General features: G+C 66.7%; 10 protein-coding genes. 6 read left to right on the plus strand and 4 right to left on the minus strand.

All coding sequences use genetic code 11. From position 1 onward, the window contains the following. The first annotated feature begins 344 nt into the window (after window positions 1–344). The 6 genes from mdlC (at window position 345) to FBQ73_RS08830 (ending at window position 8,126) form a co-directional block, all read left to right on the plus strand. Complete coding sequence (gene mdlC / locus FBQ73_RS08805) at window positions 345–1,931, plus strand: benzoylformate decarboxylase (RefSeq protein WP_138399126.1); 1,587 nt, start codon at window positions 345–347, stop codon at window positions 1,929–1,931. Between the two features lie 58 nt (window positions 1,932–1,989). After that, window positions 1,990–3,789, plus strand: a complete 1,800-nt coding sequence (dld, locus tag FBQ73_RS08810; protein WP_138399127.1) for a D-lactate dehydrogenase — start codon at window positions 1,990–1,992, stop codon at window positions 3,787–3,789. 74 nt (window positions 3,790–3,863) lie between these two features. Next, on the plus strand, window positions 3,864–4,199 hold the full coding sequence (locus FBQ73_RS08815; RefSeq protein ID WP_138399128.1) for a hypothetical protein: 336 nt from the start codon (window positions 3,864–3,866) through the stop codon (window positions 4,197–4,199). Continuing rightward, the gene (locus tag FBQ73_RS08820; RefSeq protein WP_138399129.1) at window positions 4,196–4,576 is read left to right on the plus strand and encodes a hypothetical protein; all 381 of its coding nucleotides are present in this window, start codon (window positions 4,196–4,198) and stop codon (window positions 4,574–4,576) included. The genes FBQ73_RS08815 and FBQ73_RS08820 overlap by 4 nt, the downstream gene beginning before the upstream one ends. A 53-nt stretch (window positions 4,577–4,629) precedes the next feature. Further along, on the plus strand, window positions 4,630–6,423 hold the full coding sequence (locus FBQ73_RS08825; RefSeq protein WP_138399130.1) for a CocE/NonD family hydrolase: 1,794 nt from the start codon (window positions 4,630–4,632) through the stop codon (window positions 6,421–6,423). An 11-nt stretch (window positions 6,424–6,434) separates the two neighbouring features. Beyond that, window positions 6,435–8,126 carry an NAD-dependent malic enzyme gene (locus FBQ73_RS08830; RefSeq protein ID WP_138399131.1) on the plus strand — a complete coding sequence of 564 codons (1,692 nt, stop codon included), beginning with the start codon at window positions 6,435–6,437 and terminating at the stop codon, window positions 8,124–8,126. A 37-nt stretch (window positions 8,127–8,163) separates the two neighbouring features. Here the strand turns inward: FBQ73_RS08830 and FBQ73_RS08835 are convergent, their stop codons facing one another. The 4 genes from FBQ73_RS08835 to FBQ73_RS08850 all read right to left on the minus strand — a co-directional run bounded on the left by FBQ73_RS08835 (window position 8,164) and on the right by FBQ73_RS08850 (window position 11,972). Next, window positions 8,164–9,426: a phthiocerol/phthiodiolone dimycocerosyl transferase family protein gene (locus FBQ73_RS08835; protein WP_138399132.1), complete on the minus strand. Its 1,263-nt coding sequence runs from the start codon at window positions 9,424–9,426 to the stop codon at window positions 8,164–8,166. A gap of 85 nt (window positions 9,427–9,511) precedes the next feature. Beyond that, window positions 9,512–9,637, minus strand: coding sequence for a hypothetical protein (locus FBQ73_RS23375; RefSeq protein WP_281278797.1), 126 nt, complete (start codon window positions 9,635–9,637; stop codon window positions 9,512–9,514). A gap of 304 nt (window positions 9,638–9,941) precedes the next feature. After that, window positions 9,942–11,411 carry an FAD-dependent monooxygenase gene (locus tag FBQ73_RS08845; protein ID WP_138399133.1) on the minus strand — a complete coding sequence of 490 codons (1,470 nt, stop codon included), beginning with the start codon at window positions 11,409–11,411 and terminating at the stop codon, window positions 9,942–9,944. 78 nt (window positions 11,412–11,489) lie between these two features. Then, window positions 11,490–11,972, minus strand: a complete 483-nt coding sequence (locus FBQ73_RS08850; protein WP_138399134.1) for a cupin domain-containing protein — start codon at window positions 11,970–11,972, stop codon at window positions 11,490–11,492. Window positions 11,973–12,146: the final 174 nt, after the last annotated feature.

The raw sequence follows: 12,146 nt of genomic DNA on the forward strand, positions 1-12,146 counted from the left end.
TTCGCCGACGTCGAACCAGCTGCCGTCCCCGGCGCCGGCCTGATAGATGGCACCGACGCAGTCGGCGAGTTCGCGCTCCGTGTCTTTCACGCTCGGACAGCCTCGAAGGTCGCCAGAAGATGGCAGAGACTGCGGACGCATTCAACGCTTAGCCGTCGTCCGCCCGGTATCCCGCGCGGTCCTGCGCGTGGCGCGGCGATGGTCGCGAGCGGCATCGGCGAAAGGGCTGGACGCATCACCACTTCTGTCGATGCGCTGCCGATGTGGTCAAGATAAGCTCAAGCCACATCGATCACAGCCGGACGGCGCATCAACCACCGCCGGGGCCGTTTGGGAGGCACATCATGACGAGCGTCCGCGACCTGACCTATGATCTGCTCCGGCGGCACGGTATTACTACCATCTTCGGCAATCCCGGCTCCAATGAGCTGCCGTTCCTTGAGGATTTCCCGTCCGACTTCCGCTACATCCTTGCCCTGCACGAGGGCGCGGCCATCGGCATGGCCGACGGCTTTGCCCAGGCCACGGGCCGCACCGCCTTTGTCAACCTGCACTCGGCCGCCGGTACCGGCAACGCCATGGGCGGCTTCGCCAATGCCTGGAACGCCCACACGCCGCTGGTGGTGACCGCCGGCCAGCAGGTCCGCGCCATGATGGGCATCGAGCCGCTCCTGACCAACATCGATGCGACCACGCTGCCGAAGCCGCTCGTGAAATGGTCCTGCGAACCGGCCCGTGCGGAGGACGTGCCCCTCGCCATCAGCCGTGCCCTGTACATGTCGGCTTTGCCCGCGCCGGGACCGGTCTATCTCTCCATCCCCTATGACGACTGGGACAAGCCTGCCGAGCCGGAATCCCTGCGGTTGCTGACGCGCACGGTCTCCGCCGCGGGCGCGCTCGATGCCGGCGCGCTCGCGGCGCTTGCCGCGCGCCTTGATCGCAGCACCAATCCGGTGATCGTGCTCGGACCGGACGTGGATGCGGCGCGGGCGAACGCGCACGCGGTGCGCCTCGCCGAGCGGCTGAAGGCGCCGGTGTGGGTCGCCCCCTCGGCGCCGCGCTGCCCGTTCCCCACCACCCATCCGAACTTCCGTGGCCTCCTGCCCGCCGGCATGGCCGGCATCTCCCGCCTGCTGGAAGGCCATGATCTGGTGCTGGTGGCCGGAGCGCCGGTGTTCCGCTATCACCAATACGATCCCGGCCCGCTGCTGCCGCCCGGGGCCGAGCTGATCCAGATCACCTGCGATGCCGACGAGGCCGCCCGCGCGCCCATGGGCGATGCGGTGGTCGGCGACATCGGCCTGATCCTCGCGGCGCTCGCCGATAATGTCAGCGCGGCGGCACGGCCGGTACCGCAGCCGCGGGAGGCGCCGGCGCGGGCTGCGCCGGGTTCCGTCCCCCTCGCCGCCGAGCGCGTCCTCGACCTCATGGACGAACTCGCCCCGCCTGACGCCATCTATGTGAACGAATCCACCTCCACCATTGAGGCCATGTGGGAGCGGATGCGCTGGGAGCATCCGGGCAGCTATTATTTCGGGGCGGCCGGCGGCCTCGGCTTCGCCATGCCGGCCGCCGTTGGCGTGCAGCTCGCCGAGCCGGACCGGCAGGTGATCGCGCTCATCGGCGACGGCTCGGCCAATTACAGCGTCACCGCCTTGTGGACGGCGGCGCAGCACAAGGTGCCGGTGGTGTTCGTCATCATGCGCAACGGCACCTATGGCGCTCTGCGGTGGTTCGCCGGCGTGCTGAAGGCGGAGCACGTGCCCGCCCTCGACGTGCCGGACATCGACTTCGTCGCCATCGCCACGGGTTACGGCCTGGAGGCGGTGCGGGTGGACACCGACGAGGCTTTCGCCGCCGCTTTCACCCGCGCCCTCAAGGCCGGCAAGCCCTCCCTCATCGAGGTCGCCACCGCCTGGCCCGCGACGTGAGCTCCGGAACTTCTTCTCTCGACGCAAAAATCACAGCTTGTGCAAGGGAGCGGTTACAATGGATGCCGCATTTTTCGAGCTGACCGTCCCGGCAAGCGACACGGCTGGACGCAAGCCCGCCGACGACGAGGCGGTCCTCGTCAGGCAACTCCAGGACATTGTCGGTCGATCGCACGTCCTGACCAGTCCCGAGGCGACGCGGCGCTTTCGCACCGGCATCCGCTTCGGCTCCGGCCCGGTCGTCGCCGTTGTGCGGCCGGGCTCGCTGGTGGAGCAGTGGCGGGTGCTGAAGGCCTGCGCCGCGGCCGACAAGATCATCATCATGCAGTCGGCCAATACTGGCGTCACGGGCGGGTCGACCCCCGACGGGGACGATTACGACCGTGGCGTGGTGCTCATCAACACCATGCGCATCGAAGGCCTTCACCTCATCAACGATGGAACGCAGGTGGTGTGCCTGCCGGGCACGACCCTGTTCCATCTGGAGAAGGCCCTGGACAAGATCGGCCGCGCGCCGCACTCGGTGATCGGCTCGTCGTGTATCGGCGCGTCGGTGTTCGGCGGCGTGTGCAACAATTCCGGCGGCGCGCTGATCCATCGCGGCCCGGCCTTCACCCAGCTCGCCTTGTTCGCGCGGCTGGATGAGGCGGGCGGGCTGCATCTCGTCAATCATCTGGGCATCGCGCTCGGCAATGATCCCGAGACGATCCTCCAAAGGCTGGAGAAGGGCGAGTTCACGCCGGCGGATATTGTGAATGATCCCTCCCGCGCCGCCTCCGACCATGACTATGCGGATCATGTGCGCGACGTGAATGCGGCGACGCCGTCCCGCTTCAATGCCGATCCGCGCCGCCTGTTCGAGGCGTCCGGCAGCGCCGGCAAGGTGATGCTGATGGCGGTGCGGCTCGATACCTTCCCGAAGGAGAAAGAGCAGGTCGTCTTCTACATCGGCTCGAACGACACCCGCGAGCTCGAAGGCATCCGCCGCCATATCCTCGGAAGCTTCAAGGTACTGCCGATCGAAGGTGAATACATGCACCGGGACTCTTTCAATTGCGCGGAAGTCTACGGCAAGGACACCTTCGTGGTGATCCATACGCTCGGCACCGACATGATCCCGCGCCTGTTCGCCCTCGAAGCGGCGTTCGACAATTTCTGCCGGCGGATCGCGTTCCTGCCGAAAAATCTCAGCGCCAAGATGTTGCAGGCCTTCAGCCATCTGTTCCCCAAGCATCTGCCGAAGCGCATGACCGACTACCGCGACCGCTTCGAGCACTATCTGCTCCTGAAGATGGGGGACGACGGCATCGCGGAAGCCCGCGCCTATCTGAAGTCGATCTTCCCTTCGAAGTCCGGGGACTATTTCGAGTGCACGCGGGACGAGGGCGACAAGGCCTTCCTGCACCGCTTCGCCGCCGCCGGAGCCGCGATCCGCTACCGCGCGGTGCACGACAGGGAAGTGGAGGACATCGTCGCGCTGGACATCGCGCTCCGCCGCAACGACGAGAACTGGTTCGAGACGCTGCCGGAGGAAATCAACAAGCATCTGATCCGCAAGCTTTATTGCGGCCACTTCTTCTGCCACGTCTTCCATCAGGACTATATCGTGGCGAAGGGCAGCAACTGCGAGGAGATTGAGCACGCCATGTGGAAGCTCCTCGACGGGCGCGGTGCGGAATATCCCGCGGAGCACAATGTGGGGCACCTTTATTTCGCGAAGCCCGCCATGATCGACCATTTCAAGGCGCTCGATCCCTGCAACGCGTTCAATCCGGGGATTGGCCGCACCACGAAATGCGCACACTGGATGCCGCGCCGACAGGCGCCCGGAAAGCCCGAGCTGCGCTGCGAGGGCTGACGGCGGCGGCCCGCAGCGGCGGGGCACTGGAACAGGCCGCGTAAAGCAGCCGAAGCTGGGGAGGGGAGACGTTCATGTCCGGAGATTTCGAGAAGGAGCTGACCAGGCGCGTCTGGACCGACGACGCCTTCGCCGCGCAGGTGGAGAGCGATCCCGTCGAGGCGCTCAAGACCATGGGCGTCGAGGTGCCGGCCGGCGTCAAGGTGAAGATCGTGGTGCAGCGCCGCGACCGGGTCTATTTCACCATCCCGCCCGCCCGGGCGCCGCATTCGCCGCCCGCCGCGACGCCGCTCAATCAGATGGACCTGTGGTCCAGCCAGGGCCTGTTCATCTGGCTCGTGCCCGTGGCCGCCAAATTCAAGCTGCTAGCCCTGCGCAATGCTGCTCGCACCGAGGGAGATCAGCCGTGAGCAATGCCGATTTCGTCGAGAAGAATTACGAGCGCATCGCCACCGATCCCGACTATCGCGCCCGGCTGCTCGCCGATCCGGTCGGGGTGGTCTGCGCGGAGTTCGGCTACACGCCGGGCCCGGATTTCAGGATCGAGATCATCGAGCAGGCGGAAGACACCATCGTCATCATGGTGCCCCCGAAGCCCGAGGCGGGCGAGGACCTCGCGATCGAGCTGGAGCAGGCGCTCACCCAGGTGACGGAGCGGGTCTTCGACCTGCTCTTTTCGTCCGGCATCGGCGGCTTCTTCATCCCGGACGACAAGCAGAAATGGGTGGTGCGGGAGATGCGGCTGGCGGCACAGAAGAAGACCGGCCTCGACATCTCGCAATTGTAGGGTGCCCCCGCGCCAAGATCTGGCGCGGCGAAACCGAGACCGGGGGAAAGCACATGACGGCCAAAAACGGGAAGCCGGGCTTCTGGGATAATCTCATCGCGCCCAAAGGCGGCCTGTTCGGCACGCAGCTCGCCGGCTGGACGCCGGGACCCGCCGCGCGGGCGGGCTTGGGCTGCCGCATCCTTGCGGACCAGATGATCGAGGTCGCGCCATCCATCGCGCTCGCGGCCGATGTCTATGTGCCCAAGACCGAAGGCCGCTACCCGGCGGTCATCGCTTTTTCGGCCTATTCCAAGGAATTGCAGGTCGCCGGCGTGCCCGCCGGCAACAATGAGAGCGGCAGCCCGCCCATCTTCACCGATCGCGGCTATGCCCATGTCATCGTCACCCGCCGCGGCATGGGCCGCTCGGGCGGGGAGGATGCGGTCTATCTCAACGATACCGACGTGGAGGACCACGCCAGGTTCATCCAATGGGCCGCCGCCCAGCCCTGGTGCGACGGGCAGGTGGTGCTGTTCGGCACCTCCTATTACGGGTTGACCCAGCCGCAGGTGGCCCGTCTTCGCCCGCCCGCCCTGAAGGGCTTCTTCACCAACGAGATGTGCACGGACTTCTTCCGCCACATCGCCATGTTCGGCGGCGTGCCGCAGCCCGATTTCTTTGCGCTCTGGATGGGCGCGAACTTCACGCCGTTGCAGTTCCGGCTGCACCTGCCGCCGCTGCTGCGCGCGGTAGTGAGCCACATCACCAACTCGCCCCTGAAGCACGTGTGGTGGCCGCAGCTGAAGAAGCGCATGACGCGCATCATGAAGGCCTTCCAGCGGCAGGTGCCGACGCCGCAGACGCGCAAGTTGTTCGCCGCCCTCATGCTCGACGGCAAGACCCGGGCGACGAGCGTGCTGCCCGCCGGCCCGTCCGGCGCGCTGGGCGACATCGAGGTGCCGTTCGTGGTGGTGCAGAATGCCGGCTATCTCAACCTGCACCAGTTCGGTGCCTATGATCTGTTCGAGAATGCCGGCACGCCGAAGGATCAACGCTGGCTGATCGTCGGGCCGGCTTCCTATGACCTGCCGGTCTATGCCTGGCAGCTCGAGGCGCTCGCCTTCTTCGACCATCTCGTCTACGGCGCGGACAATGGCTATGCCGCGCAGCCGCGGGTGCGATACTGGACGGAAGGAGCCAAGGAGTATCGCAGCGCGCCCGACTGGCCGCTGCCTGGCAGCACGGCGCTCCGCCTCTATCCGGCCTCCAAGGGCGCCGACGCCGAGACGCACCACCTCGACCACGTGCCGGGCGGGGGCGGGACGAACCGATGGGCGGCGGTGCCGCTCGGCGCCATCGTCACGGCCGGCTTCGACGAGGTGGAGAACCAGCGCCTCACCTTCGAACTGCCGGTTGAGGAAGAGATGGAGCTGACCGGGCCGGTGACGCTCAGCCTCTCCTTCAGCTGCAACGAGATCGATTCCTACGTGGTGGCCCGCACCGGCATCGTCTCGGCCGATGGCGGCTACCGGATCCTCTCCATGGGCGCCATCCGCCCCGCCTGCCGAAGGATCGACGAAGCGCGTTCCACCCTGACCGAGATCGCCATCGACATCGACACGCCCGAACCGCTCACGCCCGGCGTGCCGGTGACGCTGCGCTTCAGCCTCACGCCGCAGCCCGTGGTGTTGAAGCCGGGCGAGCGGCTCGTCCTCGACATCGCCAGCCGCACCGACCTCCTGCGCAGCGACGTGAGCCACGGACACGCCCAATTTGATATGCAGGTGCCGCCTTATTACGCCCGCAACACCCTCCATTACGGGCCCGACACCTTCATCGAGGTGCTGCGCGCCAGCCAGGGGTAGGAGAGATTTTCATGTCTGAGGCGACGGCATCAATGGCCACCGCGCTGAGCGGATACGAACTGCTGGCCGATCCCCAGCTCAACAAGGGCACGGCGTTCTCCGAGGCCGAGCGCGACGCGTTCCATCTGCACGGATTGCTGCCGCCGCATGTCTCGACCCTGGACGAGCAGATCTCCCGCGCGCTCCAGTCGCTGCGCCAGTTCGAAACCGATCTCGAACGCTATGCCTTCCTCCGCGAGCTTCAGGACATCAACGAAACTCTGTTCTACGCGACGCTGGTCGGGAACCTGGAAGAACTGCTGCCGATCGTCTACACGCCCACAGTCGGTGCCGGCTGCCAGCAGTTCAGCCGCTTGTACCACAAGCCGCGCGGCCTTTTCCTCAGCATTCCGCACCAGTCAAGGCTCGACCAGATCCTCGCGCAGCCGCGCTTCGACGGGGTGGAGGCGATCGTCGTGACCGATGGCGAGCGCATCCTGGGGCTGGGAGACCAGGGGGCGGGCGGCATGGGCATCCCCATCGGCAAGCTCGCGCTCTATTCCGGCTGCGGAGGCCTGCATCCGGCCACGACGCTGCCGATCCTGCTCGATGTCGGGACCGACAACGCCGAATGCCTTGCCGATCCGCTCTATGTGGGCTGGCGACACGAGCGGGTGCGGGGCCAGGAGTATGACGACTTCATCGAGGCGTTCGTCTCGGCCGTCATCCGGCGCTGGCCCCGGGTCCTGCTGCAGTGGGAAGACTTCGCGAAGAACAATGCGACGCGACTGCTTGAGCGCTATCGCGACCGGCTTTGCACCTTCAACGACGACATTCAGGGCACGGCCGCGGTGGCGACCGGCACCCTGCTGGCGGCCGTCAACGTCACCGGCGTGCCGCTCGCCGAACAGCGCGTGGCCGTCTTCGGCGCCGGCTCGGCCGGCTGCGGCATCGCCGGCCTGATCCGCGCCGCCATGTGCGATGCGGGGCTTTCGGAAAGCGAGGCGGCGGCGCGCTTCTTCATGGTCGATCGTGACGGCCTCCTGGTCGAAGGCATGGACGGACTCGCCCCGTTCCAGGCCCCCTTCGTGCAGGCCCGGCAGGCGGTCGCCGGCTGGACGCTGGGCCGTCCGGACAGGATCGAGCTTCTAGACGTTGTGCGCAACGCCCGGCCGACCGTGCTGATCGGCGCCTCCGGCCAGACGGGCGCCTTCAGCGAGCCGGTCGTCCGCGCCATGGCGCAATACAATGATCGGCCGGTCATCTTTCCGCTGTCGAACCCGACCTCGCGGGCGGAGGCGACGCCTGCGGATATCGAGGTCTGGACCGACGGGCGGGCTCTGGTGGGCGTCGGCAGCCCGTTTCCCCCGCTCATGCGCAACGGCGCCCGCTTCAAGGTGGACCAGACCAACAATTCCTACATCTTTCCTGGAGTTGGCCTCGGTGTTCTGGCGGTCGGCGCGAGCCGTGTAACGGATGGAATGTTCATGGCGGCGGCGAAGGCTCTGGCCGATGCGTCGCCTGCGCGCGACAACCCGCTGCACAATCTCTTACCCCCGGTCAGCGCGCTGCCCGAGGTCGCGGCAAAGGTCGCCCTCGCGGTTGCGATGCAGGCGCACCGGGAGGGCGCCGCACCCAACGTCCCGATCGATCAGATCCAGCAGCGTCTGCGCGCCAAGATCTGGACGCCTCGCTACGCGCCGCTCACCACAAAGGGAACTTAATTGCCCGCAGCCGCGCCGCGCTCGTCGGCGCAGGATTCTATTGTCCGCAGACCGAATCGAGCCTCCTGACGAAGCCGTCTGAGATGGCGCGGATCGTTGTCGGAGTGGCGAACTCTTCCACATAGACGATGTTGGCGATCAGCATACCATTGTAGACCGACACGGAGACGTTCGGAAACTTCTTCATCCAGCCCAATGCATACTCGAAACCGGTCACTGCAAGCCGCTCGACCGGCCAATGAAACTTCACCGTCTGGATGTCGGAAACATTGATGGCGACCGGCGACTGCTGCGGACTGCCGAATGCCCGCGGATAATCGATGTAGTCGTGAAAAATGCTGCCGTTCGCCAGCCCCTGATGGATATCGTCAAAGATGAATCGGGCGATCTCGACCATGGGCCGGTCGAGGTCGGGGACGGGCGTGATGTGCCCGGTGATGGCCGTGAAGACCAGTTCGGGTGAAACATGGGGCTCGAGCCGCCGGCGCATGTCCACCGATGATCGCATGAGGATCTGGCGCGGGTGGTCGTCCGCAACGTCACGGATGGCGAGAGCGAACGCAGCCAGCAGGAGCGAGTGCACGGAAGAGCCGGTGGCGTGGCTCGCCTCCTTGATCCGATGCATCGCCTCCGCCCCGATCACGACACGTTCGAGGCGATGGGTCACGGGGCCGCCATCATGGGACGCGGGCTTGGGAATCTCGGCGAACTCACCGGAATAGGAAGACGGCGGCCCATCCGTTCCAAGCGCAGCCAGACTGCAACTCACTGCATCGTCGACCGGTGTCGGGAACGGCTGCACGCCGAGGGCCGGGGCCTCGCCGCGCACGACGCAGTCGCACATGTGGGCAAGACAGGAATGCAGCTCGATCAGCGATGTCGCGTCGGTGATCGCGTGGGACGTGAGCATGAAGACGTCGATCGCGTCATCGGCGGCGATGACGTGGATGGCATAGAGGGCCTTTCCGGTATCGAGGTCGGCGTTCAGCAACTGCGCGTACATGGCCTCGGCGGAGCAGCTATCGGCGGGCAACCAGCTCTCGACCGCCGAACCGTCATCGGACCGCTCCACGAAATGCCCGTCCTCGACCACCGAGCGCAGGATTCCGTATCGGGCTTCAAGGTGGGCGACGGCCGCCTCGAACTGCGCCCTGCCGACCATCCCCGAGAGGCTGCTGCGGCTCACCACGATCATGCGCGTGGCGATGTAGATCAATTCCGTAGGCGAGGCTTCCCGATAGACGCGCCTTTCGCGCCCGATCTGTCCCTGGGACGTCCCTTCGTTAAGATCATTGAGCATTCTTGTCGCCCCCGAGTTCGGTGCAATGAAGCCACACGGCCGCTGAACCGGATGGCGATGCAAGGCCGCCGCCGTCGGCCCACCATCAGAAACTTGCGCCCTCTGCGGCGAGCCGCGCGATCTCGCCGATGACGCGCACCCGGACGCGGCGCGCATTGCCGGGCAGGTAGGCGATAGGACTGTCCTCCACGTCGAGCGCCTGCACGCTCATCGCATCAGCGCCGGCCTCACCAGCGGCGCCCCCAAGGTCGAGACCACGGCCACAACGTCGGCATCGGCCAGTTCGTCCGGGTCGAGAAGCGCGAGGCGGCCTCCGTCCTCGTAGAAGTGACGGGCGACGAGGTTGAAGGCATACGTGAGCCGCCGCCTCCGGTCCCGAGAATCCAGGCGCCGATGGCCAGCAGATCAAGCTCGTCGGCGTCCAACATTCGAGGCATTGGTGGTCTTTCACCTGTGAAGCCGTCGGTCGTCCCGCCCGCCATGACCGTTCGGGAGCGGTTTCACGCGATTGGCGGTCAGCGCCCCGCCTCGAGGTGCTGGAGATAGGGGATGAGGGCCTGCCAGTCCGCCTCCGGCACCTGAGCTGCGAGGTAGCCGTCCGGCCGGACCAGCGAGAGGAGAGGTTCGCCGTCAGACGGACGCGGCAGCGCCTCCACAAGGCCGGGAAAGCGGGACGCGAGTTCGGCCGCGCCGGCGCCGCCGCACGCGGCGAACAGCGGCGTGTCGCCCGCGCCGAACGGCACCTCCCCCACCACCGGCCGCATCCGCGACCCCGCCTTCGCATCGCCCCGGGATGGGCCGTTGAGCGGACTATCCGGATAGCCGATGGAGACTTCCGCCATCAGCCCGGTCATGGCCCGCTGTACCGGTGCAAGCCCCAGCAGCAGATGGACCGCCACGTCGCGCAGATGCTCCAGGATCGGGTTGGCCAGCGTCGCCATCCGGGTCATCCGCCCGGAAGCCGCGATCACCTGTGCGCCCACCGGCCGGCGCTCGGGGTCATAGCTGTCCAGAAGCTCCGGCCCGTTGGCGATGCCGCGGCTCACCAGCGCCAGCTTCCAGGCAAGGTTCATGGCATCCTGCATGCCGGTGTTCATGCCCTGCCCCCCGGCCGGGCTGTGGATGTGGGCCGCGTCGCCGGCGAGGAAGACCCGTCCGGACCGATAATTTTCCACCTGCCGCTCGTTGATGTGGAAGGCGCTGATCCAGACCGTCCCGGTGAGCGTGATGCCCCCGGGGCCACGCACATCGAGCACTTTCTGGAACGCGTCCTGGTCCAGCGGCACCGCGGGCTTTCCGGTGGTCGGGCCGAGGCTGGTGATGATGCGGGCGCGATCGGGGCCCATGGGGAAGAACAGCATCGGCCCGTCCTCGTGACAGAAGATGGACATCTGCGACGGCGGGAAGGGATATCCGCTCAGGTGAAAGTCGCCCTGGGTCCAGTCGAGGCCCAGGGTGTCGCCCTTGAAATCGAGGCCGAGGCGATGGCGCACCACGCTGTGCGCCCCGTCGCAGGCAACCAGAAAGGCGAAGCGCTCGGTGCTCTCGGTACCATCGCTGCCACGCAGACGGGCCGAGACGCCGTCCGCATCCTGTGCGAAATCGAGCAGTTCGATGCCGAGGTCAGGCGCGGCCCCGTGGGCCGCGAGATGCTGCCGCAGCACGGATTCGGTGTCGTATTGCGGCACCATGAGCACGAAGGGATAGGGCGAGGGCACCTGATCGAGGGAAAGCGCCGCCACCCGCCGGCCGCCCGACAAGAGGTTGGCGACGGTGACCCTGTTGCCTCGGGGAATGAGGTCGGCCGCCGCGCCGGAGCGATCGAGAAGCTCCAGCGTGCGCGGCCACACCGCGACAGCCCGCGAGGTATGCTCGGCGTCCGGGATCTTGTCGATGATGCGGACCGGCACGCCGTAGCGCGCCAGCTCCAGAGCCATGGTCAGTCCGACCGGTCCCGCGCCGACGATGAGAACGCGATCCGTCACGATGTTCTCCTGAATGTATCATGGGTCGGCCTGCGCCGCGGGCCGTGGTTTGGGTCGATGGGGGCGGCCGTACCCGCCTCAATCCGTGGGCTGGTCGTTCTTGTTCACGGGCGGGCCGAGGAACTCCACGTGCCACTTCAGCCCGAAGGCGTTGAGCGCGGCCTGGTCGGGGATGCCGTCGTGCATCACCCCGGCCAGCTCCGTGAAGAAGGCCGCCGCATCGAGGGCCGGGGCCATGAGGATGTACTGGCGCGCGGGCTTGTCGGTCACGTTGCAGAAGCCGTGCTCGACCCCGCCGGGAATGCTGACCACGTCGCCCGCCTCGGCATAGAAGCGCTGCCCGTCCGCCTCATAGAGATATCGCCCCTCGATGACGCGGAAGATCTCCGCTTCGCGGTGGCGATGCCGGGGCGGCCCGGCGCCGGGGGCATTGATGGTCTCGATGAAGCAGAATTCGCCCGAGCTCGCCGCTGGCGGCATGCGCACAAACAGATCGAGCCCGATGGCGGGGATCTTGATAGGCGCTTCGGTTCCTTTTGAATGCAGGAAGGATATGGACATGGGAGCCTCCTTGAAGCTTTGATTGGCGAAATTATCCCGATCTGGCCTCAGTTTTCTTCCTCGAACAGCCAGATCTCGGCGGTGGGCTGGGGCAGGCCGCCAGCACCCTCGCGCAGGCCGAGGAAGGCGGGAATGCGCCGCTGCTGCTCCGGCGTGAGGGACGCGACGAGGGGC

The organism is Xanthobacter autotrophicus (assembly GCF_005871085.1).
Lineage (GTDB): Bacteria > Pseudomonadota > Alphaproteobacteria > Rhizobiales > Xanthobacteraceae > Xanthobacter > Xanthobacter autotrophicus.